Genomic DNA, 23832 nt, shown 5'->3' with positions numbered 1-23832 from the left:
TAATCTGAGAATAGAAAAGGACTTCTTGTGAAGTCCTTTTTGTCACCCCTTATTGGCTAAAGCAATAGTTTTTGAAAAAGGATTGTTTGATCCGCAATAAGACCACTTTATATCCTGCATCAACTAGATTTTGAGAGCAGTTAGAAGAAATAATATTATTCTGAATTTTATAAAAAATAAGGACTTATTACTTAATATTTCCTTCCCTTCCTCCGATAGAAAAAGTAGATTTCTATTTAACACATCAGGAGCAGGGGGATTTTTATGTTTAAAAAAATACAGTCCAAAATCATGCTGACCGTGAGTTTATTATTAGCAGTGACTTTAATGGGTGTATCCGCATTGACGTATTTCCAAACGAAGAATGAATTGAGCATCAGTATTGATTCCAGCTCAAAAGAACTGGTGAATGACCTGAAAAACCAGACAGATCTTTATCTAAATTTATACCGGAGCTCTGTGGAACGGTATAGCCACGACAATCGTGTCATTACATACTTGAAGGAGGTAAAGAAAAACGAAAAGAAGGGGCTGGATACATACTGGCCGCTGGTCAATAAGGATTTTGAATACTTCATGAACCAGAATAAGAATGTGGCAGTCATTTATGTGGGAGCTGAAACTAAACAATTTAAGACAACACCAGTCATCGATCTTCCTGCCGATTTTGACCCTACCGGGAGGCCGTGGTATACAGCAGCTGTTTCGTCAAAGGAGCAATCATTATGGACTGAACCATATAAAGATGCCAGCTCAGGGGAATATGTCGTGACTGTCGTACAGCAAGTGCTTGATCCAGATTCAAAGGAAGTCCTGGGTGTTGTCGGTTTAGATTTAAGCCTGGCTGGCCTTAAGAAAATGATCAACCAGACAAAAGTGGGATATAAAGGCTTTTCTTTTCTTTTAGATAGCAAGGGAATGGCACTTGTACACCCAAAAGAGTCAGGAAAAGACCAGAGCAAAAAGCCATATTATTCAGGAGTCAGCAAGCAAAACTCTGGAATTGCTGAATACGCTGACAAAAACACTGAGCGTAAAATGTACTTTCAGACTTTAGAGCAGACCGGCTGGAAAATAGGGATGGTTTATGATACAGATCAATTATTTGCAGGTGCTAAAAAAATAAGGGACATAATCCTTTTGGTTGCTTCCGCTGCCATTCTTATAGGACTCGCCATTACGTACTTCCTGGCAAGAAGTATCGCCAAGCCGATCACCAACTTGAAGGACCAGGTGCAGCTTGTGGCTCAGGGAGACTTAACTGTCAGCGTCTTAACAAAATCAAAGGATGAAACCGGGCAGCTTACAACTCATTTCAACGAGATGGTAGAAAGCATGAGGAAGCTTATTACGTCAGTTGAAAAATCAGTGGAAAGTGTCAATGATTCCGCTGTCAGTTTAACAGCGGTGGCAGAGGAAACGATTGCTGCCAGTGAGGAAGTCTCTAACGCCATTGGAGAAGTGGCTGCAGGTGCCACCCAGCAGGCACAGGATTCAGTAGAAACGAATTCACGGGCTCTCAGCTTGTCCAGCCAGATTGAACGGGTAAACGAAAATGTAGAGCAGATGACAGATCTATCCATGGCAGCTGAACAAACAAATAAAAAAGGTATGGCCCAGATGGAATCCTTAAGGCAAAGAACAGGAGAAAGCAATGAAGTCATTCTCCATGCAGGAGATGTAATCAGCGGCCTCGCCCAGCAGGTAAAAGAGATTGAGCAGGTGATCCATACCATTACAGAAATATCTGACCAGACCAATCTCCTGGCATTGAACGCAAGCATCGAAGCAGCCAGAGCCGGAGACAGCGGAAGAGGGTTCGCTGTAGTGGCGGATGAAGTCAGGAAGCTCGCTGAACAGTCTGCAAAAGCGGCTTCACAGGTTAAACAAACCATCACTTCCATTGAAAAAGAAACCAATGTGGTTGTAAAGGAAATGGAGCAGACCATCGCCATTTCGAAATTGCAGAATGAAGCGGTAAATGAAGCAGAAATCGCTTTCGGTGAGATTTCAGCTACTATTCATGACATCGTTTCTTCGATTAATTACATCAAGTCTGACATAGAAAATATCAACATCCTTAAGGATGAAGTAGTGACATCAATCGACAGTATTGCATCCGTCGCTGGACAATCCGCTGCTGCTTCCGAACAGGTGAGTGCATCAACAGAGGAGCAGGTACGGGCGTTAGGTACGATCTCCCATTCGGCAATTGAGCTGACCGAAGCCAGCTCCAATCTGACAGATATGATCAGGCACTTTAAATTATAGGAGAAAGAGGTTTCCCTAAATGGGAAACCTTTTTTGTGCGTAAATGGATTTGTACGTTTTCACCAGTCTGCATGCCTCAGAAAATCATTCCTTAAAAAAGAAATGTACTTCCATTGTGGAACAAGAAAAGAAATGGCTGCCCAGGAGATTTCTACTAAGAAACTAAACGCACCTCTAGCTCAATAAGGACTGCTTAAGACTCGCCGAATGTAAAGCACGGATTGCATCAACAGCGTGACTGCCCCAGTGAATTTCAAACCCGAATTTCCATTCCCAATTAGCCTCTAAGTGCTCGTTTTTCTCGTATAGAAGTATACCTTTTTTAACATCTTTATAAATATCTAATATGTCATCTGATAAGCTTGCCCCGACAGGTTCTTCTAAGTGGTAAGGATTGAAAATCTCCCAATAATGGTCATATTCACCAAAATTAATTTCGGGTACAACTATATTAAGGTCCGTCCCCTCGTAGTTTCCTGGTTCTGCTTCGGGAAGAAAGATTGCTTTGGAATACAAATCTAAAAGAGATACGAGGAGAGTTTTTACTTTGGTATGTATTTGATTGGGTTCACAATCTTCAATTATACTGCAATAATGCACGGCCGATTGAAAGAAGTCATCAAGCCCTTTTATTCTCATTTTTTTCTCCTAAAAATTTTATGTATTTTTAATATAAATTCATACAGGCATCCGAATCCTTCTTTAACTACCGAACCCGTTTGTCAAACAAGCAAAAATTATGATTTCCTGTCATTTGGGTTAGAGACCCCTCTATTCAAAGAAGACTGAATTTAGAGCTTATTTTCCTTGCTTTTAAAATATTTAAGAATATAATAAGCATCCATTTTCCAAATTCCCTCTTCTCTCTTTAACGGAAATACTGTTCCATCGCTAAAAATGCCGAATCTCACTTTAATTACAACGGCTTTTTCGTCAGCTTTTTCGTTTGCTTCTACCTTTTCAATCGTATCAAAATTTCTATATTTAAACACCATGTCTTTGTCTCTCTGAGATAAATACTTATCATATTCTGTTTTATATACCTCGGGATCAGGAAGCGAACCGCCATTATAAGTTAATAAGTATAAGTCGTCATCCAATCCCTCAGATATTGAATGAAGATAAATTAAGACTATCTGTTCAGGACTAAACTCTTGCAAATGGCTTATATTGTGATCATTGATAAAAAGTTGATAACTTTTCATTTTATCGTTTGGTAAATCATTCAGATAGGAAAAAGAAGGGGAATTTTGCTTAAGTGTCTCTACATATTCTTTTTTTTCAATCTGCTTTACTTCTAAATCTTTATCGCATCCAGAAGCAACAAGCAAAAGGATAAATGCCAGCGTTAACTTCCAATTCATACTCTGACCTCCTTATCACAATGATATCATTGCAAGTTTAATTTATTTGTAAAAATATGGAGAGAACAAGAATTTTATTGTTCGTTCATAGAATACAAAAAGGACTGCATAAGCAGCCCAGTCTTCCAATCATGCATCATTACTTTCTTTAACTAACGCACCCGTTAGTTTAAGTGTGCCACTTCACAAATTTACATCAATTTTAATATATAAATTGAAACTTTTCTTTCTTACATTTCATTTTATACCGCCGCCTGAGCAGCTCCCAGAAGAAAAGGTACTCTATACATACGAATCATTGAAATCCTTGTTATTCTTTTCCGCTAAACTCTAAAATATTTATACCCTCCGATGCCTCGGGTGCTTCAAAAAATTTAGTAACATGAACAAACACCTCTTCCGTATCAAAAGTTGCTCTTTCGGGTTGTTCGATACGCCTTTGTGCGATTTGACGTAAGCATTGCTCGTTATTCAGATTAAGGAAAATTAGTTGATGGCTTGCATTGACCTCTGACGCCATATCCAAAAACCACTTTCGCAATTTTTGAGTGTTAGCTGGAAAATCCATCACTACATCTGTACCAGCACTTAATATGTTTTGGACATGCTTTTTCACCAACGGTTTGAGCTGGTCTGAAAATTTTAGATAGTCCTCAAATGATGAAATCTGATTAGGATAAAGAGATGAAAGCCATTCATCCTCAGACAACAGTACCGCATGTTTATCTATCGCCAAATGTTTTGATTTAGTTGATTTTCCAGCTCCCATTTTTCCACAGAAAAAGTATAGCGTTCCCATTGGTTTCATATTTATTTAACCCCGCTCGAGCTTTATTTTAGTTTATTTCGTTAGTTCCAATAGACATTCTTCTCTTAATTTTAAGACATTAAGGTTTTATATCCAATTTACTTATTCTACCGATTTCTTTTGTATTCCTTCTTTAACAAACCTGCCTCGTTAGCACAATAAGAGAGTGAACCATTTCCGCCACTAACCTTCCCCGTTTGCTTTAATAAGGAATTCAACAAAAAGGTGCCTCAATCCTTCCTGGATCAACGCACCCGTTAGCTTAAGTACACCCTTTCACAAAGTCTAAAGTGTCATTTATTCTGGCTTCTTGTATAGTAATAAATTGAGGAGTGAAAGGGTATGGCAAACAAAAAACATAAACAAATAACAAATAAAGTTTCCAAACGTAAAATCACTAAATTTATCCTCTTTGCAAGCATAATTGTTTTTTTAGTTAGTTCTTTATTTTTATTTCTGTCATTTCTTTTTAAAGGGAATTTGGTTATGTCCGAAATGTTCCTTTTGTTAGCTGGAGCAGTTTTTTACTTACCGTTTTCACTTATAATTGCTTATAGGTACAAAATGGTCAAAATCATCGACAAAATAGTAATTCCTTTGATTGTTGCAGGGGCTTTGTTTTTTTCTGCAAAGTGGGGCTTTTCAGCGGCACAGCTGTATCTTGATAAGGAGGCATATGATCAAAGAAATTTTAAAGTTGCTAAAGGCATTCCATCTGAAATTAACTATGATGGTTCTAAAAATGGTCCCGACTATATTGATACAATCAAAATAGACGATACAGAAATAAAAATTTCACATTTATCTATTGTTGAAAAAGATTTTAACAAAAGGTTGAGGAATAAACCACTAAAAATTAAATACCTGCCAATAAGCAAGTATGCTATTAGTGTTGAAAAGTACTAGCGGAAATAATGGAGCCAATATTGGAACATCCCGAACCTCCCCCTTTCATCAACTAACCTGCCCGGTTTGTTCAATCAATTAACTATAAAAGAGTGCTTCTCCTTCTTAAAGAAATGCACCCGATTGTAGAATGGAAATTTTGGCAGTAATCGATGTGTTGATCAATAAGAAGGCATCTATGGGGAACTGTTTTCCTTCAACTAACGCACGCCCTGAGCCTCATCAAGAAATGACTTACACCTTCTTGGCTGCCCAGGGCCATCACTTAATACCTTATTACACTGCTAAATTATCATCTTTTTTACCAGATGTAAGTTCTCTTTCTTTTCTTGCTTCAATACGTCCCTGAGCAATAACAAATGGAAGATAAATACCGATGGATATAACTAAATTCACTGCAGCTAAGACAGCACCGGAAATATGTCCACCTGTTGCCAGAAGACCTCCGATTATTGCTGGAGTTACCCATGGTATATCTGCTACAACTGGGTGTACCATCCCTAAACTGATGGCTAAATAAGAGACTACAGTCATAATGATTGGTCCAAGGATAAATGGCATAAACCAGATTGGATTTAATACGATTGGCAGGCCGAAAAGAATTGGTTCATTGATTTGGAAGACTCCCGGCGGTGTTCCCAGCGCCAGCAATTGTTTATGCCGCTTCCTGCCCGCGATAAACATAGCAATTAGTAAGCCTAAAGTTGCTCCGGAACCACCCAGATAAACGAAAGCATCTAAAAACGCTCCAGATAGAACATTATATTTATCTAAATCTGTTACCCCTTGGGCATACATATTTAAATTTTCCTGGCCGAGCTTTGTCATTAATGGTGTAGTGATTCCGCCAAGAATATTTGGACCGTGAAGACCGATTGCCCAGAATCCATGAACAAGGAATACGATTAAGATTGCAAATGGTAGAGAATCCACAGCACCAGTTAATGGTGTAACCAGAACTTTATTTAACCAGTCATTCAGGTAAGCGCCATCACTGATGAACTTACGTAAAACAAGCCCAAATAATCCAACTGTAAAAATGGTTGCCATACCTGGAAGAAGCTTTGCAAATGAGCGGGCAACAGCCGGAGGCACTCCATCAGGCAGCTTAATAACCAGATATTTTACTTTTGCAAGGCGGACAAAAATTTCAGTCGCTGCTATAGCTACGATAATTCCCGTAAAAAGGGCTGTTGCATTAAAATAATTCCAGCCGATAAAGCCCCATGCTCCGCCGGAAACAGCTTCTCCTCCTTCTGGAGTAACCGTCACATTCCCAACTTGAGGGATTAATAGGAAGAAACAGGCTGCAGCTACGAGCATTGCTTCAAATCCATCATCACCATAAGATCGTGCTAATTTATACGAGATGCCGAATACGGCAAATACGGTCATAAAAGCAAGAGTTCCCCACCAAATGTCACTGCCAAGAGTATTCCAGGTTTCTCCGAATAACGATACCATTAGATTTTGATAAGGTTTTCCGATCCCCGGCACCGAGCCCAGGTTATTTAGTAGAACGGCTAACGAACCAATCATTGTAATGGCAATCATCCCAACCAGCGCATCACGAATGGCTAGTAGATGTCTGTTATTGCCCAGTTTATTAGCAAACGGCATAATATATTTATCTATAAAATTCATCATTTCAATATTCTCCCTTTTTTAGCGATTGCTTGTTTAAGGACTTCCTCTCCATTACAAAGCCCATAATGAACTGGATTAATACTATCCACCGGTATACCCTTTTCCGCACCAGTCTTTTTTAGCTGAGATAGCAAGTGCGCACTTGAAGTCCTAATAGCAGCACAGCAATATTTTCATTCTTCTTCCCCCTTAGAAGTATGTAAGTAAAATAATAGCGATATTAAATAGGAAATAAATAGTGACGATGCAGCATTAATCACCTCTCATTAATTTAGTAAGAAAGCGGTTTCCTCAAGGCGCTGAATTAATTATATAACAATTTTGAATATTTCAGAATACAACTTTTTAATATGTTATAACAAATATTTTTTCAGGTCCTTATTGGTATTTTTCTAACTGTTTTTCTGGTATTCTATTTATATATCAAGGAGGAATCCCTTATGATGCCAGAATTAAAGGAAGGTAATGCTCTTCACCAGCAAGTGAAGGATGCAATTATTGAATTAATAAAAAGAGGAGAATTTAAACCACATTCGCAGCTCCCAACCGAAGCTGATTTTTGCGAAAAATATGGAGTAAGCCGTACAACTGTCCGTTCTGCATTACAGCAGTTAAGCTCAGAAGGTTATGTATATCGAAAAAGGGGAAGCGGTACATTTGTTTCAGCTAACAAAGTTAAACAAGTGCTAACGACAACGGTTGACCAATTTACCACACAAATTGCGATGCAGGGTAAAAAGCCATTGATTAAGGTTGTTAAATTGGAGGTAATCCCCGCAGATGAATATCTTGCTGACATGCTCAAGATAGACGATGGAGAACCAGTCAATATGTTAGAGAGGGTCAGATATGTAAATGAAGAACCGCTGCAATTTGAAATTGCATACTTACCGTGGTATAAGACACCTGGCCTTAATCAGAAAGCATGTGAAGAATCCCTATATAAACTATTGGAAACTCAATTTGGACTTAAAATAAGCAGGACCGTTGAAAGCCTGGAATTGTTCACAGCTGATCAGGAATCAGCAGACAAATTAAATGTAAACATCGGAGATCCATGTCTTTCTCTTGATACATATACTTATTTGAATGATGGCACTATTATTGAATATTCCAGGACTATCTTCCGCGGGGATCTAGCTCATTTTGTTATTGAAAGAAATTACAATAAATAAAACAGCAGGACGAAAATATCCTGCTGTTTTTATTTTTCGTATTTTTGCTGATGTGAGTTAGCTGCATTCCAAGGAGGTTACAAGGTTATTTGTTCAGTACACGGCTAGAAAGAGCAGATAATAAAGTTAAGTTCCTGTCCCCGCTGATTTCCCAGATCATAGCCCCTCCCAATTGATTGGCTGTAATATAATCCGCCTTATATCCAATCGATTTCTCATTTTCATAAGTGATAAATGTTCCGGTTGACGGGTTATATAAAAACGGAACTTTTGCCCTGCCGTTCCAAAACGATTTGTATCCATTCTTATTCAAGTAGTTCTGTTCTATATCTGTGTAATCAAAGATTGATGCCTCCCAGGTTCCTTCTTTCGATGGGCCGTTGCATGCCTGGTACTCACCGCTGCGTTTATTTTCACAACCATCCCATCCTTTACCGTAAAACGGTATACCAAGTACAATTTCCTCGGAAGGAACCCCAGCCTCGAGATAAAGATTCACTGCTGTATCACCATTCAGCCCGTCTGATGGATCAAGCGGATCCGCAAACAGAGGAGCATTATGCCCGCTTACTTTTTCCCAGCTGCCATGGAAATCATATGTCATGATATTAATGAAGTCAGTAAACTTTGTTAGCTTAGACAATTCTGTATTAGAAACAAATGATGAAGAAGCCCCTCCTGCAATTGTTAATAAGTAGTGCTTTTTATCCTCTTTTCCTGCCTGATCAAGTTCATGTCTGATTTCGGCTAATAAGAGGGTGTAGTTTTGCTTATCTTGAGGTCTTTTAATATTGCTTTCCAATCCACCGCTAACGGGATATTCCCAGTCTAAATCAACTCCATCAAACTGGTAATCTCTTAAAAATTTCACCGCGCTTTTAGCAAATTTGTCCCTGGACTCGTCTGTCAGAGCAGCATCTGAAAACGCGCCGGACCAGGTCCAGCCTCCAACAGAAATCAATGTTTTAAGATGAGGATATGACTCCTTCAAATGAATTAATTGGCCAAAGTTCCCTTTGACACTACTTTGTTCATCTCCAGGAAAAGGTTTATCAACATCTGCCCACGGGTCGCCAAGAACCATTTTTCCATCTTGTATATTGGCAAATGCATAATTAATATGAGTAATCTTAGCAGCATCTATATCTTTCACCTGAAAATCTCTGCCGTATATGTTCCAGGAAGGAAAATACGCAATAATTTTCTTATTGTCATCTAACTCCCGATTGGATGGTTTTTCTGCAAGAGCGGATATTGGCAGAATAAATAAACAAAATAAGAGGAAAGTTAGCTTTTTAAGGCTTTTCTTCATAAACATTACACTCCAATTCTATTGTTTAATGGCTAGTGTGAATAGAACTCTTAGAAGTGAGGACAAAAAAATGTCCTGGCAATGAAGATTAACATGGGATTTATGTCGAAATGTCCCTCCCCTCTTAAAGAAAGCGCTTACTTTTTAGATGAAATTCAACGGAGTTGTACTTACTTTTAGTATATACCAAGACAATATGTTATTACACATTTATTATTAGTATTTTTAAAGTATTCACCTTACTGTCTATGTTTCTCTTTGAAGGCGAACCTATATCAATAATTCACCTTGATTAGATGTATCAATATTAAGATTTACGTCAATAGTTACCAATACCTATGTTGATATAAATACTTAGTTCCACTATTTTCATACTGAAATAAAGTAGGGATAAAAAAAGTGAAGGAGTAATAAATGAAAAGATTGCTTGTCTTTCCTTTTGTTCCAACGTAGCGTACCTTACCGATTACAATCCCTTCTGAATCGTATCGATGGGTTTCTGTACTGGATGCAAGCAGCTCAGCAACATTGTCTGCTCTCATTCCTTCCCAACCAAAATCAAAGCTGGTTGGCAGCGATTCATATTTTATTTACTGTTTGAAAATACAGGTCATTCATAATTTCGACTCAGGTAACAAAAGTTATTTTACCATTGAATTAATTTTTCGAATGAGAGGAAAGAGCCCGACCTATAAGGTTTGCGGAAACAGATACTCGCAGTGACATTAGGTTAAAGCGTTACCTGACTGACCGGCAGGATCAGGATGCAGCTCTATTTGTCACGGAACGCTGTCCTCATAGGATGAGTACAGCCCAGATACTTACATCATAAAGCGAATTTCGAAAAGAGCTGCCTTCAATAAAAAAATCTACCCTCACCAATTCCGCCACAGTTATGCAACTCATTTATTAAATAATGGGGCCCCTCTTGAAAGTTATTCAGACTTTACTTGGACACGAAAAAAGTGAAACCACTAAGGTCTACGCCCATCTTAGCGGGAAAATAAGGCAAGATTTCTATAATAAATATTTCTGAGGTTGGCTGCTTTAGCAGCCTTTTTGTTCTTCAAGTAACGCACCCGTTAGTTTAAGTAAAAATCTTTACAATCTTTTTTACCTTAACAAATCTAATCCCTATGTGTAGGGCATATCAAAAAGACGCCTACTTACTAAAGAAAAGCGCCTGATTATGGAATATCAGTCCATTAATCGTTCTTCCATTGGAGCGCAATACCCTATATTCGGTATCACTTTTCATTTTTCGGCTTTACTTTTTATATATTCGTTCCTTCGCAAAAGTAAACGTTCCATATATGATCGTAAAAACAACACGTCTGCCAACCTGCCAAGTGGTCCAAAAGGTGAGGTATAATCGAATTTATCCGTCATCACCGTCCCATCGTCTACTAATTCAAATGTATGTTCATGCCTAAACCTTTTAAAAGCACCGCTTACCATCTCGTCTACGAATCTATTAGGCGGATCAAACTCAGTAATAATTGATGTTAACTGCTGGCGAATACCAAAATGTTTAGCCTCCCAGGTCACGGTTTCTCTTAGTTCGATTAACCCGCTTGTACGACCTTTAACTGCTCTTTCGTTTGTATAAGCAGTCGATTCCATATGAATATCAATGCTGCGCGACAAATCAAAACACACTTGAATAGGTGCTTTAATAAACATGGATAATTTTATAATTGGCAATAGCCACACTCCTCAACCTAGGCATTCATTAATGATTAGGTACATAATAAGTTCAATCTTGCTCAACAACTCCTGTCTCCCCATTTCACTATCGTCTCCGTTAGCACTCTCGCTACTGACAAAGCATCACAGATGATGGATGTTCTATCGTTCATACACGGGTGCTGAAGAACATTATTTATTTAAAATGGGACTGATTGTGTTTTATTTTCCAAGAATTCAAACTCCTTCATCAATAAATCTTTCATTATTATAATTTCAATAATTCAGGTAATCTGCCCCGTTACTTGAATAAGAAAAAAAGCGACTGCTCTTATTGGGCAATCACACCCTTTAGTTGAAGAAGAAGTCCTATCTAATTCAGCTCATATGTATATCTGTTCCATACTGAACCAATTGTAGTTTCCTCGCCAAAGACTGAGATGCGAAGTTGTCCCAAGAAGTACTATATAAAGCAATTCGTCCTTGTTTTTGCACCTCTGCAGCCCAGGCACTTGCTACATTTACTCCATATGCTCTTCCCCGGTAATTTTTATGTGTTAATACACTTGCTTCGTCCGCTTTTGATGTCTGCCTAGCACTACAACAAATAGAAACAGGTATATTATCTTCAACTATTACGAAACAAGGTTGCTTATATTCAAAATTCTCAAATGTATGTGGGAAATGAGGCTTTAAAATTTCTTTGTTTTTATCAGTTACTTTAATTGCTGTTGTGAAGGTTCTTTTTCTAACGTAAGAAAATACATATGCCGGTCCAATCCATAACTTAGTTACCGGTCGGTCCATGCTTAATACCTCTATTACTTCTCCAAGATTAGCACTAGGAATTGTCCCTATAACTTCTTCTAACTTCTCTACAATTCTCGGAGCTAAGGAACTTGAAAAGCTAACCTCGCTTCCCAATTTGGTAACACCTAAGAAAAATCGTGGTGCTGGTTCGCAGGGTGGTTCATTCACAACCGACATTCGGTTTTCTGCATCGTGTTTAAATAACACATTCATATGATGTTTCATCAATTCTATATCAGATAACATACATATTCCTCCGAAATCACTTAATGAATCCAATATTCAAGATGCCTCTAGCTTTTCCCTGCTTTTTGCACTTAAACCGCTTCGATAGGGAAACGACAAAAAGGGCTGCCGTAGCAGCCCTCCTTCTTTAACTAACGGACCCCGTTAGCGTAAGTACATTCCTTCACAGTCTTAAAAGACGTTGCCAATATGACAGTTCTGTTCCGTTCTTTAATTCTTCCATAACTATGAAAGTATAAAGAACAATAAAGAAAAAAGCCGCCAAACATGGCCGCAGTTTCTTAAAAAATCTTTTGTGGCAACAAGAAAGAAAATTCTAGTTTTAAAGATATATTTTAATTCAGGCACAAAACAACCCTTTTTTTGCAATGCTTATTCTGAATAATACTTACCGGAATTACGGAAATGTTCAGCAAGAAACGAATTAACTTCTTCCGGAGTTTCAAGTGCCAAAGAATGGCCCGCATTGGCAATGACTTTACACACACCATTTCTTACTGTGACTGCAATTTTATTCGACTGTTCAACCGTATAGGCATGATCTTCAGCTCCTGCAATCGCCAGCATAGGAACATCCACTTCGTTTAGTTCACTCAGTATTCGTTTGCGATGAACCACCTGATACGCAGCATCGCCAATCGTACGATCCAAACCCTCTATGTGATCCTTCCAGAAATTGAGTTCATTCTCAAAAGACGGCTCTTCAAGTGACGTGTCTCCAAACATAATGTATATCAAAGTTTGGGACATGGGCTTGCCTCCATAATTCTGTAGATGCTCAACAATTGGCTGAAATTCATCAATTTTATATTCTTCTTCAGCGGATGTCCCCAGCACTGTACATGAAATAAGGAGTTCTGGATGCCTTGCAGCCAGACGCAAAGCAATGAAGCCCCCCATCGAGTTACCTACAAAATGACAGGGGCCTGAAACAAGCTCTTTAATAAGTGCTGCCGCATCCTCTGTCAATGTATCCAAATCAAGCATGTCCAACGTATCTTTAGCACTTTGCCCCTGCCCCCGATGATCATAACAAATGACTCTGTATTCTCCAGCAAACCGTTCCACTTGTTTATGAAACATTCGACTATTAAAGAATAATGAGTGACTGAAAACCAAGGCTGGTGCATCTTTTGGACCGTTATCCTGGTAGTAAAGCGTAGTTCCGTTTACATCAATGAACGGCATAAATGAACCTCCTTTAATAATATTAGTATTCACACTTTCCAGGTAACTTTTTTATGGGATTTTTATATTAAGATAGTGGAATAGCCAAAAACCTCTTCAACAATTCGCGTTGATGATAGTTTTTCGTTATAAAATTGTTGTAAATATGGAAAGCCTGAACTCTATCGTGTACTTATTGTTGGTTAAATGTCTTGATGTAAGGCTTATTACCGGAAACCGGAAATCACATTCTCCGGAAAAGGTCTTTCGGGTCTTCGCCGCCGCATTTGATCTTTCCGCTTTTAAAGGCAATTATTTTGAAGAACAGGATGATCTTATCCAAAAGCCCCCTGTCAGCCTAATCCCCTTCACGTTTAGCGATGTCTCCTCCACCACTATTTCTTCCTTCTACTGTAAAACCCGAGGGATGGTTTACTGTAAAGCTACGCGAGGATTTAAGTCTAAATTCTTTATTATAAAGATAAATACCTTCTTCCACTACCCTGCCCCTTTAGTTCAAAAACAAAAAGGCTGCCATACCAGCCATACAATCTTCTAGCGCACCCGAGAGTTTAAGTAAAATCCTTTACAATCTCTTCTGCAGCTTAATATAACTCCAATCCCTAATAAGTTTTATAAGGGGCATAAACAACATTAATTCTTTTCTTTTATGGCTGTTTTATTCAGTATGGAAGCTTGCATTCAATACCTTTGTTTTTAATCCCTAAATTCTTGAATCCACTGCTTTATTTTCTTACTATTTTGGTCTAGTTATGACCCATCTGCTGAATAATTTTCGTTAACGACTATGCGAGAAAGTCGAGAACCCGCTTGATTACAAGTTTCGTCGCGTCAGCATCGTAAGACGGTAAACTACTGTCGGTGAAGAGATGTTCCTTGCCTTCGTACAGAAAAAGTTCAGCGTGATTGGCCGACGCCACCAGCTCATTGGCCGCGTTAATGTCGCCGTCTTCAACAAAAAAAGGGTCTGCATTCATGGCGTGAATTTGCACAGGCAAGTCGACCGGCCACTGAGAATTGAAGGTTGAGGGCGGGAGGCAGGCATGAAAAAACAGTGCACCTCTGGCACCTTCACGAGTTTGAGCGAGCTGCTGTGCTGCGGGGACACCGAGTGAAAAACCAGCATAGACGACATCATGTGAAAGCTCGCTGGCTGCCCGTACGCCGCGTGCCCTCACTTCTTCAAATCCGATTTCCTTAACAAATGCCAAGCCTTCCTCCAGAGAGGAAAACATGCAGCCGTCAAATAAGTCTGGTACGTGCACGGTATGCCCCGCGTCTCTCAGTTGATCGGCGATTGCTTCAATCCCCTTCGTTCGGCCTAAAACATGGTGCAATAACAAAACTTCTGCCATCTGTTTTTCCTCCAATGTCAATGAACTTCATATGTTTAGGTTTCGGCATGAAAGCCTGTTTGACCTGCCGGAACTCTACAATTTAGAAATATCCACCTTAATAAAGTCCACCCTTTGCTTATTCAAGAGCCCTACTCCTTTAGTGGAATAAAATAAGGCCGCATGGCAGCCATGAGGTCTTTCCCTGCCGCACCCGTTAGCTTAGCAAGGAGAAGTTGTTTCTCTGAAATTCAGTATTAGGGATTTGCTTTTCAACCAGTGATTATAAAACATCTTCAACCTGTCCATATTAAACACTTGGACCAATCCATTGATTGTTAATGATCTTTCGGAAAAGACTGAAAAATCCTTTTTTGGTTTAAAAGATATCTCTAGAGGGCAGATATAAATATGCGGAGACGCTGAAAATAAGTGAAAAAGGAGACTTGATATAATGGAATTTTTATGGTCATTAATTATAGGTGGAATTATTGGTTGGTTAGCAGGAATGATTTTAGGCCGAGACGTTCCAGGAGGCGTAATTGGAAATATCATCGCCGGATTTATTGGTGCCTGGTTAGGCGGATTAATTTTTGGTGATTGGGGTCCTCATATTGCCGGTTTTGCCATTCTTCCAGCATTGATTGGAGCTATAATTTTAATCCTTATTGTTAGTTTTATTATGAAATCTGTAAGAGGACGAAATCACAGACATTAATAACACTACCTTCTTAACTCAATTAATAGATTCAAAAAAGGTGAAACTCTATATTTTCTGAGTTTTACCTTTTTTGTTTTTTACGAAATAACCCTCATTGGCTTCACTGATTAGGCAGCCGCAGCCGCATATCTTCTTCAACTAACTCACCGGTTAGTTTAGTAGTTGTATGTTTACTTAATCGTATCTAACAAGTCTACATCTAAATTTTGAGTATCATTCCAACTATAAAACTTTTCTAAATGCCATTTTTCTTTTAGCCTTATATAGTTGTTTTCATTAATCCATTTATGTAATTCTTCATACGAATTCATTATTTGATGATTAGCTCCTTTATGTCTCGATACAGCATATTTTTGAGAGGGGACTGTTAGTGTTACCATATCAGCTGGAATATCTTTATACTCTTTTACTTCAACAGAAATCCAATAGCCATCTTCTTCAGCCCTATCATTTTCAACTACAAATGCACCATATTGCAGTAACGGATTAACTGCTTGTTTAATCTCATTTATACGTTCGCTTAGCTTTCGAGAGGCTTTTGGGATTTCTTCTGAGTATTTGTCACCAGAACACAATATTCTAAAACCTACTAATTTTAGATCGTCGATTTCTATAATTCTCTTTTGCGTTGTTTCTGCCATTTTAATCACTCCTTCAAATTTACATTTTCTACACAAAAATATTTTTACCTTCTTTTCTCACTATACTGCCCAGAATAAAACAATAAAAAAGAGCCACCGAAGCAGCAAAACGATCTTCAACTAACGCTCCCATTACTTTAAGTACATTTCTTTACAAACTTCAATTTTAAAAAGTTGTAAAGAAAATTTTCTTTAACCCGCTCCCAAACCATTCGATGGGAAGTTTTACTTTAGAAATATCAACCTGTTAGGGTTATAAAATTAAGGCTCTGTTACACATTAATGTTGATATATCACCAAAAGAAAAGAACCCATTTATAAGGTTCTTCTTGCTGGCATCTTCTTCAACTAAAGCACCCGTTAGTTGCTTAAGGGAATTTTATTTTTTTACCTGTTTATTTAAAAATATAAGAAATTCTCTTTGAGATTTTTCCCTTTTTATAATTCTTTTTACACGCATTGTACTTTGTAAATATTGCCTAACATTTCTATTTACAAAAAACAATCGATGATATTTTTCATCTTCGTATATATCTTTAAACCAATCATGTTGATTTAACCGTTCAATATTTTGGTCAATTCTTTTCGTATTTAAAGTGTCACTATATCCTACGCTGCCAAATAATCCTGCAATTAATTCAAATAAAAAACTAAGCATAGTTTACTCTTTCCCCTTCTACTTTTTTGTATCAATACCCTGATTATGGCTAACCCATCTTCTAAAAAAGTCTCGCATCCGTTAGTTGATTAAGAAAAATCAACATTGTTCTTTAACAGAGCCAAAATTAAAGATAAGTTAAACGAGCTTCATCAGAAATAAGATAATTTTCTTTCCCTGTTAAAGCAGACCCAAAATTATGTTCAATTTCCTTAAGATAAACCGAAACCTTCTTCAAATAACCTGGTACTTTAGTTCAACAATCAAAAAAGCCTTAGTTGAAGAAACAAGTAAGGATAATGTTAGTACGCTTTCTATATGCACTATAGAATCAAACCCCATAATGTATCATGTGTTTGTTTTCTTCGTTTGCCTTATTTATTTTTATAGCTAATTCATTAAGTACAGCAGATTTTTCATAAAATGTTGAAGATGTAACTACCTCATAGAAAAATGATAGTGACTCGGGTGGAATAATTGTAATGCCCCAATAGGCTAAACCAAATTCTGGGCGTTTAAGCGAATGAAAGTAAGTTTTCATGATAGATAAATGCTCACTTAAGCTATTAATAATATTATCATCAACAGATATACAATTATATTTTAGTGGTTCATAATCAATGTCATTTTTCTCATTATCAATATCTTCAATTATTCCAAATTCATGAACAGGCATTATTATCCTCCTTTCCGATTTTTGGTTCCAACTCACTACTACTCTTTCAACAAATTCATTGTTCGTAAAGCAACAAAAATGAGTGTCAAAGCAGCCCATGCTTATTTAACTAACGCACCCTATAGTTGAGGAAGGCCGTTTTTATGACACAATAACATTCTACTACGCACTTAAAAAGCAGAATAAGTAAATAATTTGTTATTATAGATGCTTGTCTAATCGTAAAATCTAAAACTGAATAATCTAATACATAAGTATTCAGGAGGTGATTCTATGTCTAACGAACTTGGCCGTGGTGAAGTCAGCCGTTTCAATCTTCGTCGCAGGTTCCGAAAACACTTCAATCGTTTTCAACTTCGTCGTGAACTCCGTAAATTCCGCCTTCCGTCATGAACACCATTTCGATCACTTCTCTTTTCATGTATCAAGATGTATTGCAGGTATCGTACAAGACGGTTGCAATTTAACCAGGTAAAGGGAACGCGGTTCAACTGTACTGTTCCCTTTAACACCGAAAAGGCTGACATTGCAGCCTTTTTTGCACTAAACAACATCGAAATGGCTAGAATCTTCAATGCTGATACAGTGCGTCCAGTTTAATCCTGCCTCTTTTTCTTGACCATCCTAACGCACCATTAGCTAAAGAAAAGAGGCTGCAATAGCAGCCTCTCTCTATTTAACGAACGGACCCGTTTTCTTAAGAGGGTGTTAAAGTGAAAAACGAATCGCATTTCTTCGCTCTTCCCCATAGTGTTTAAAATACGGTTATCCATTACTACTGTTGCTCATGGAAAAACTTTAGTTTACCTTTCCTCCTTAACCAAGAATGGTCTTGAAATAGACCTTACTATGAATTGCCCCGCTAAAAAAACTACTGCAACAAAGATTATAGCAACATCTCTACCGACAGGATTAAACCAGTCACCTTCGTTAGGAATGAAATATTTACCCAAAAGCAAGGATAGCAACAAGGTCACACCATTCACCAACACAACGTAACAAACTCTTATTTGACCAGATAAAAGGCCCGTTATAAGAACAAAGAGGACTGATCCTAAACCTAGAAAAGATGCTTCTTCATGCTTTATGTATTGTTCATATTCATAATAGTGAAACAAGAATGGAGCGGGCATTAATGTAAGCAGGACCCAGGAGGTCTTCATATTATCCTCCTTTTTTCCTTCGTGTGTTTTAAGGCCAAAGCAGTCCAAAGGATAAAAGAAGGAATAAGGGCAAATAAAAGGGTGTTTTCAGGCTCCAATTCGAGTGTAATCAAGAATGGATAGATGGGAGCATTATAGACTAAGTAAATGAACCAGGCTAAACCGCCGTCTGAGAAATAATAGCAAGAAATCCAAAGGATGATTCCAATCATGGAGACAAGGGAAAGGGATGTGATATTTTTCATGGGCGAGAGATAGTGGAGAAATTTTGAACCGAACGCGAAGTAGATCACTAAACCTAAAATGGAAAGTAAGTACAGGCTCCCTGTAAAAACCTGATTTTGGTTCTGAAAAAAATCAAAGCTCCATCCCGCTAAAAACCATATAGCAACTCCATTAAAAGCATGAATCAGTAAGGAATAAAGTAAATTTCTAATCATCCAACTTCTCCTCTTCGGTTAAAGTTTTAAATCGGCTTATGGCGTCCTCATGTTCAAATGAGCTGTACAATCGATAATCCTCATGGTCTAAAATACGGTAATGCTTGCTGATAATATTTTGCTGTATCCGTAAGCCTCTGCTTTCTGCAACTTCTCTCCACCAAATTAAGCCGCCCAACGTCTTCTCCTTTTGCCTTTCCACTTTTTCATATGCCAGAGTCTCAACGATTTCCAATGGATCCCCGCCAATTGCTGACTGAAGGACTCCGCTATCACGAAACAAGGCACTGAGAGCAACACTGTTCGTCCACCCCATAGAAAGTCTGCCTTTTTCTATTTGAACTAGGGTTTTCTTTGAAATCCCCACTATTTCAGCCATTTTTTCCTGAGTATATCCTTTTTCTATCCGAATTAGTTTAGCGTTTTCAGATATTATTCCTATAAATTCTTCCTTGTTCATCTAAACACCCCCCTCTCCATTTAAACTACATTTACATCATTAGTGTAAATTTACACTTTTCTTCTTAAAAAATCAACATTAAAAGCAAAAAACTTGCTTCTAAATCCTTCTCATATAAAAGAACCGCCCCAGGCGATTCCTAAAAAAACACATATTATGTGGAGAAGAGGGCAGCCAGTGATACTCCATTTCTTATTATAAATCCGTTCTAAGCTAACCGGCTCCTATAGCAGAACAAAAAGCTGCGTTGCAGCCACCCTTCTTCAATTAACGCACCCGTTACTTATAAGTACAATTCTTTACAAACTTCCATTTTAAAAAGTTGTTTAGAAATTTCCTATGACCAAACCCCGTCATTTTATGTACAATACTTCACAATTCCACTAACTTTCCGCCTTATTATAATAGGAAATTTTATACGGCCAAAATAAGCCTCAATAAAAAAACATAATTATTGCATAGCCGAGATAGAAGATAACTTTGGGGCTTCCTTTTGATATCTTTAGTAGTTTCCTCCAGTTATTATTTTATTGTTTCATAATATAACCTCCCTTTTGGTTAATTTTAAAACAATGTATTTCCTTTTGTGCCAGGCGGGAGAATTCGTATAAAAATAAAGTGCCAAGGGCTGGTTCTACCCAATCCCCTTTTTATACTGATAATTTCATAAATATTTTTTAGGAAACCAAAAAAGCCACCTAAAGCAGCCCGCGTTAATGCACCTTTAATTTTCCTTTATAAAGAATGGTTTTATTTGGTGAAGGAGTTATAAGAATAGGAATAAGAATAACGGTTTTCATTTTTAAAAGGGACCTCGGGTTTGAACTCAATATTAACGGCATTTATTAATATAAATGCACCAAGAACCTGGACCCAGCTGCCGGCCAATAGAAGTTTTTCCCCTATTACATTTTTATCATTTAGAACATAGATATTACCGAATGCTTCTAAAAAAGAGCCTAACGATATAAAACCATTTCCTGATATCGCAAGAGTTCTAAAGTCTGATTCCTCAAATAGGGAAGCACCTACAGCTTCAAAAGCTGCACCAGTACCTTGAATCCCGCTGCCAAGAGTATCGATTACTGTTCCTTCTTCTTCTGAACCGTTGACTTCAATATTTACACCAACAGCATTCGTAGTATTACCAGCAGCCTCAAGCCAGGCACCAAAGATGGTATATATTTGGGCTAGATACCTGTCTGGTTTTAAAAGCTTAGTTCTTCCAATGGCTTGTAACGAATTTCCGAATGCTTCAATCCCATTTCCTTTTATGATTAAATCTTTACCCAGGTCACTCCCAGAGATGCTTTGCCTGGTTTGCCCGATTGCATCAATAAGTGAGCCAACACCAAGTATCCATGCTCCTGAAATAACAAGGTCTTCTCCGTTAAAGATCATATTCCTAAACACTCCTTGGAAGAGGTTATAAATATGTTATTCATTAAAGTGAAATTGTTTACATGCATACAAATATCATAACTAAGCTTCCTCCTGAGCGGAAAATTAATAAGGCTGCACTAACAGCGATTGTTTTATTTAACTAACGTACCCGTTAGTTTAAGTTCACCTTTTCACAATTTTGTTTTTAGTGAGGAATTATTAACGATTTAACTGTTGTGGTTCACATAATAATCTCAATTTAAAGAAACGTTGTTTTCCTTTGTTTTACCTGAATCCTTAAACTGGTACAGGATTTAAGATTTTTTAGTTTTATTGTTGACTTAAACCACGGTTTAAGTTGTATCATAACCTGTCTACAAGGAAAGATAAAATTTGGAGGTCTCCCGATGAATTATTGTTCAATTGGCGAAGCTGCAGCAAAATTCAATATTACAGAATCAACGTTACGTTATTATGAAAAAAAGGGACTGCTGCCACTAATTGAGCGGGATGAGGCAGGCAGGCGGTTATTTTCAGAAGATCAAATTTCACTCCTTGAAACCGTTATCTGTTTAAAAAATTCGCACCTGCCCATTAGTGGTATTAAGCAATATATTGATTGGGTTGTAGAAGGAGATAAAACCATTGAACTCCGGCTTGAAATGATGAGGAACCACAAGCAGTCAGTGCTAGATGAAATTTCGTTAATGACAGAATCCTTAAAGAGGATTGACTTGAAAATTACACGTTATACAAAACGACCTGCTCCAGAAAAAGTATAAATTAGTTTATATTAAGGTTAAGAAAATAATTGGAAAAGAGGAACTAAAATGAAACTATCCGGAAATACAATACTTATTACAGGTGGAAGTGCTGGGATAGGATTAGCTTTTGCAGAACGCTTTATAAAGGCGGGAAATAAAGTTATCATTACTGGCCGACGTGAAAATGTACTTCAAAATGCAAAAGAAAAATTCCCGGACCTCATCACTCATATAAGTGATTTGAGCACTGGATCTGAGCGTATATCATTGTTTGATTGGGTAACTGAGAATTATCCAGAAGTGAATGTGCTAGTGAACAATGCAGGGATTCAACAACGCTTTAATGTGTTAAAAGCAGATGCGAAGAACAATTGGAATTACTTTAATAAAGAAATCACAACAAACATTGAAGCACCTTTCCATCTGTCTATGCTATTCGCTCCATTTTTCTCTACAAAAGAAGAAGCGGCTATCATTAATGTCACTTCTGGGTTAGCTTTTACTCCGTTTGCCATCGCTCCGATCTATTCAGCAACGAAAGCGGCACTTCATTCATTTACAATGAGTTTACGACACCAACTTTCTGATTCATCTGTAGAAGTAATTGAAATTGCTCCTCCTGCAGTTAATACAGATTTAGGCGGAGCAGGGCTGCATACTCATGGAGAGCCGTTAGATGAATTCGCAGATGGGATTTTTAAAGGATTGGAAGAGGGTAAACAAGAAATTGGATTTGGAACTTCGATAGAACGATTACGCATGTCACGAGATAAAGTCGATGAACACGTAGAAAATATGTACAATGCAATGAAAAATACAATTGAATAACTAGCCTTCCTTCATGTTGGACATGAAGGGCAAAAAACTCGCTAAAGCAGCGAGTTTTTTTATTCCATTGCTTATTCAACTATTCTTCCCCGTTTGTTTAAGAAGGAAAAGGCTGCCTAAGCAGCCATGCGTTTCTTCAACTAAAGCACCCTTTAGTTAAACAAGGATTCTCTACTGTTATTCTATTTATTTAATATTACGGGCCATTCATGTTTTCTGTTTGAACATGAATGACCTGATTACACATCCATTATAAAGGACTTATCCAATGTCTTCTAAAGCTTGTTGAAGTGTGGCATATGTTTTAAAACTCGAAAAACTAATGCCTGATTTGATAATTCTTGATACGAGATCCGTTCTGATTCCTGTAAACATAGCATTTACTCCCAGCAGCTTAAGAACATCATATATAGTAAAGATTCGAGCCGCAATTTCGGTATCTATAGTGGCAGTAGCTGAGAAGTCAATAATAACACATTCAATTTTCAACTCAGTGACTCTGGGTATGACTCTATTCATAATAAATTCACTTTTTTCTACATCAACATCTCCAATTATTGGGAGAACCGCCATACCATTTTGTATAGGGATTATGGGTGAAGATAGTTCTGTGATCTTCTGGTTCTGCTTTTCTTCTCTTTCTTTTGTTATTCTCTCTCGCTTAAGGATTGTTTCAGTAATACTTAAATCGAGAAGATAACTTAATCTACTGGTAACAGTGATAACTTCCTCAGTAGTTAGTCTATGGTCCATGCATACTTGAGACAAGATTCTTATTAATAGCTGTCTAGTTTCCGCATAGGGTTTTATAAGACTCGATAAATTCTCTATATATTGAGCATCTTTTGGTGTATCCTGTTTAACGAGCCATTCAATGAATTTAGGTTCAACCTCTTCATTCGAAAATGTAAGCGTACTCCCTAAAAATTTAAGAAATTCACAATTAGTATCAATTGATTTATCTATAATTTCTTGTGGTAATGCTATTTCTAATTTACTCACATTATAATTAACAATTTCCCTGCTTATGGATTCAGCATTCTTACTCAAAAATTGTGCAAATTCTTCAATTGTATTTACCTTTTCAAAACCCATAGTGCAATACTCCTAAGTGTCTATATTTTCTTTAAGTATATTGGCTGCATGCAGACTTGTCTATCAATGATGAAAAATAGAAAAAAATTAAATGCTGTCAACGACCTGTCAGGCAGATATAAGCATGATGGTTATATTAGCGTGGAGATTTTACTTCCTTACTTATTCTTCTCTTAGCTCTGATTAACGTGCTTTTGCTAATACCCGTAATGTCCTTAACTTCTTTATACGAATGCGTTTCCAACACATTGAAGCA

General features: G+C 37.6%; 25 protein-coding genes and 1 pseudogene. 7 read left to right on the top strand and 19 right to left on the bottom strand.

Features of this window, described 5'->3' with window-relative positions; translation table 11 throughout:
* Positions 1–264 precede the first annotated feature (264 nt).
* The gene (locus tag V1501_RS02235; protein WP_409291240.1) at positions 265–2271 is read left to right on the top strand and encodes a methyl-accepting chemotaxis protein; all 2007 of its coding nucleotides are present in this window, start codon (positions 265–267) and stop codon (positions 2269–2271) included.
* A 174-nt stretch (positions 2272–2445) separates the two neighbouring features.
* Here the strand turns inward: V1501_RS02235 and V1501_RS02230 are convergent, their stop codons facing one another.
* From V1501_RS02230 to V1501_RS02220, 3 genes are all read right to left on the bottom strand, one after another.
* Positions 2446–2910, bottom strand: a complete 465-nt coding sequence (locus V1501_RS02230) for a DUF5063 domain-containing protein (protein WP_409291239.1) — start codon at positions 2908–2910, stop codon at positions 2446–2448.
* 152 nt (positions 2911–3062) lie between these two features.
* The gene (locus tag V1501_RS02225; protein WP_409291238.1) at positions 3063–3635 is read right to left on the bottom strand and encodes a hypothetical protein; all 573 of its coding nucleotides are present in this window, start codon (positions 3633–3635) and stop codon (positions 3063–3065) included.
* A 310-nt stretch (positions 3636–3945) separates the two neighbouring features.
* Positions 3946–4443, bottom strand: a complete 498-nt coding sequence (locus tag V1501_RS02220) for an AAA family ATPase (protein ID WP_409291237.1) — start codon at positions 4441–4443, stop codon at positions 3946–3948.
* Between the two features lie 342 nt (positions 4444–4785).
* Here V1501_RS02220 and V1501_RS02215 point away from each other — a divergent pair, with 342 nt between their 5' ends.
* A complete protein-coding gene (locus V1501_RS02215; RefSeq protein ID WP_409291236.1) occupies positions 4786–5349 on the top strand; it encodes a hypothetical protein in 564 nt (187 codons plus the stop codon).
* Between the two features lie 276 nt (positions 5350–5625).
* Here the strand turns inward: V1501_RS02215 and V1501_RS02210 are convergent, their stop codons facing one another.
* A complete protein-coding gene (locus V1501_RS02210; protein WP_409291234.1) occupies positions 5626–6996 on the bottom strand; it encodes a PTS sugar transporter subunit IIC in 1371 nt (456 codons plus the stop codon).
* Positions 6997–7436: 440 nt separating this feature from the next.
* Between V1501_RS02210 and V1501_RS02205 the strand changes: the two genes are divergently transcribed.
* The gene (locus V1501_RS02205; RefSeq protein WP_409291233.1) at positions 7437–8171 is read left to right on the top strand and encodes a GntR family transcriptional regulator; all 735 of its coding nucleotides are present in this window, start codon (positions 7437–7439) and stop codon (positions 8169–8171) included.
* Positions 8172–8256: 85 nt separating this feature from the next.
* On the opposite strand, the gene V1501_RS02200 is transcribed toward V1501_RS02205, so the two are convergent.
* Positions 8257–9483, bottom strand: a complete 1227-nt coding sequence (locus tag V1501_RS02200) for a glycoside hydrolase family 18 protein (RefSeq protein WP_409291232.1) — start codon at positions 9481–9483, stop codon at positions 8257–8259.
* A 709-nt stretch (positions 9484–10192) separates the two neighbouring features.
* On the opposite strand from V1501_RS02200, the pseudogene V1501_RS02195 reads away from it, so the two are divergent.
* Positions 10193–10519: pseudogene (locus V1501_RS02195) on the top strand (tyrosine-type recombinase/integrase); the annotation flags it as partial.
* 218 nt (positions 10520–10737) lie between these two features.
* Here the strand turns inward: V1501_RS02195 and V1501_RS02190 are convergent.
* The 5 genes from V1501_RS02190 to V1501_RS02170 form a co-directional block, all read right to left on the bottom strand.
* Positions 10738–11166, bottom strand: a complete 429-nt coding sequence (locus tag V1501_RS02190; RefSeq protein ID WP_409293211.1) for an SRPBCC family protein — start codon at positions 11164–11166, stop codon at positions 10738–10740.
* Between the two features lie 381 nt (positions 11167–11547).
* Entirely contained in the window at positions 11548–12225 is a 678-nt protein-coding gene (locus V1501_RS02185) for a GNAT family N-acetyltransferase (protein WP_409291231.1), read from the bottom strand.
* Between the two features lie 372 nt (positions 12226–12597).
* The gene (locus V1501_RS02180) at positions 12598–13413 is read right to left on the bottom strand and encodes an alpha/beta fold hydrolase (RefSeq protein ID WP_409291230.1); all 816 of its coding nucleotides are present in this window, start codon (positions 13411–13413) and stop codon (positions 12598–12600) included.
* 337 nt (positions 13414–13750) lie between these two features.
* Positions 13751–13891, bottom strand: a complete 141-nt coding sequence (locus V1501_RS02175) for a hypothetical protein (protein WP_409291229.1) — start codon at positions 13889–13891, stop codon at positions 13751–13753.
* A gap of 307 nt (positions 13892–14198) precedes the next feature.
* Positions 14199–14768 (bottom strand): dienelactone hydrolase family protein, encoded by a 570-nt coding sequence (locus tag V1501_RS02170; protein ID WP_409291228.1) that lies wholly within the window; start codon positions 14766–14768, stop codon positions 14199–14201.
* A 433-nt stretch (positions 14769–15201) separates the two neighbouring features.
* Here V1501_RS02170 and V1501_RS02165 point away from each other — a divergent pair, with 433 nt between their 5' ends.
* A complete protein-coding gene (locus V1501_RS02165) occupies positions 15202–15465 on the top strand; it encodes a GlsB/YeaQ/YmgE family stress response membrane protein (RefSeq protein WP_026693513.1) in 264 nt (87 codons plus the stop codon).
* Positions 15466–15638: 173 nt separating this feature from the next.
* Here the strand turns inward: V1501_RS02165 and V1501_RS02160 are convergent, their stop codons facing one another.
* The 7 genes from V1501_RS02160 to V1501_RS02130 all read right to left on the bottom strand — a co-directional run bounded on the left by V1501_RS02160 (position 15639) and on the right by V1501_RS02130 (position 20907).
* On the bottom strand, positions 15639–16109 hold the full coding sequence (locus V1501_RS02160; RefSeq protein ID WP_409291227.1) for a GyrI-like domain-containing protein: 471 nt from the start codon (positions 16107–16109) through the stop codon (positions 15639–15641).
* Positions 16110–16488: 379 nt separating this feature from the next.
* Entirely contained in the window at positions 16489–16767 is a 279-nt protein-coding gene (locus V1501_RS02155; protein WP_409291225.1) for a hypothetical protein, read from the bottom strand.
* Positions 16768–17098: 331 nt separating this feature from the next.
* Positions 17099–17443 carry a short-chain dehydrogenase gene (locus V1501_RS02150; RefSeq protein ID WP_409291224.1) on the bottom strand — a complete coding sequence of 115 codons (345 nt, stop codon included), beginning with the start codon at positions 17441–17443 and terminating at the stop codon, positions 17099–17101.
* A gap of 803 nt (positions 17444–18246) precedes the next feature.
* Entirely contained in the window at positions 18247–18606 is a 360-nt protein-coding gene (locus V1501_RS02145) for a hypothetical protein (protein WP_409291223.1), read from the bottom strand.
* Positions 18603–19046 (bottom strand): hypothetical protein, encoded by a 444-nt coding sequence (locus V1501_RS02140; protein ID WP_409291222.1) that lies wholly within the window; start codon positions 19044–19046, stop codon positions 18603–18605. The genes V1501_RS02145 and V1501_RS02140 overlap by 4 nt, the downstream gene beginning before the upstream one ends.
* A complete protein-coding gene (locus V1501_RS02135; RefSeq protein WP_409291221.1) occupies positions 19039–19506 on the bottom strand; it encodes a helix-turn-helix transcriptional regulator in 468 nt (155 codons plus the stop codon). Before V1501_RS02135 ends, V1501_RS02140 begins: the two co-directional genes overlap by 8 nt.
* Positions 19507–20256: 750 nt before the next feature.
* Positions 20257–20907, bottom strand: coding sequence for a DUF6944 family repetitive protein (locus V1501_RS02130; protein ID WP_409291220.1), 651 nt, complete (start codon positions 20905–20907; stop codon positions 20257–20259).
* Positions 20908–21296: 389 nt separating this feature from the next.
* Here V1501_RS02130 and V1501_RS02125 point away from each other — a divergent pair, with 389 nt between their 5' ends.
* Complete coding sequence (locus V1501_RS02125; RefSeq protein WP_409291219.1) at positions 21297–21671, top strand: MerR family transcriptional regulator; 375 nt, start codon at positions 21297–21299, stop codon at positions 21669–21671.
* Between the two features lie 48 nt (positions 21672–21719).
* Positions 21720–22481 carry an SDR family oxidoreductase gene (locus V1501_RS02120; RefSeq protein WP_409291218.1) on the top strand — a complete coding sequence of 254 codons (762 nt, stop codon included), beginning with the start codon at positions 21720–21722 and terminating at the stop codon, positions 22479–22481.
* 261 nt (positions 22482–22742) lie between these two features.
* On the opposite strand, the gene V1501_RS02115 is transcribed toward V1501_RS02120, so the two are convergent.
* Both V1501_RS02115 and V1501_RS02110 read right to left on the bottom strand, forming a co-directional pair.
* Positions 22743–23576 carry an STAS domain-containing protein gene (locus V1501_RS02115; protein WP_409291217.1) on the bottom strand — a complete coding sequence of 278 codons (834 nt, stop codon included), beginning with the start codon at positions 23574–23576 and terminating at the stop codon, positions 22743–22745.
* Positions 23577–23712: 136 nt separating this feature from the next.
* Positions 23713–23823: a hypothetical protein gene (locus tag V1501_RS02110; protein ID WP_409291216.1), complete on the bottom strand. Its 111-nt coding sequence runs from the start codon at positions 23821–23823 to the stop codon at positions 23713–23715.
* Positions 23824–23832 lie beyond the last annotated feature (9 nt).

It is taken from the genome of Paraperibacillus esterisolvens, assembly GCF_046237625.1.
GTDB lineage: Bacteria > Bacillota > Bacilli > Bacillales > DSM-1321 > Paraperibacillus > Paraperibacillus esterisolvens.
This window is presented reverse-complemented; position numbering and strand designations above follow the sequence as displayed.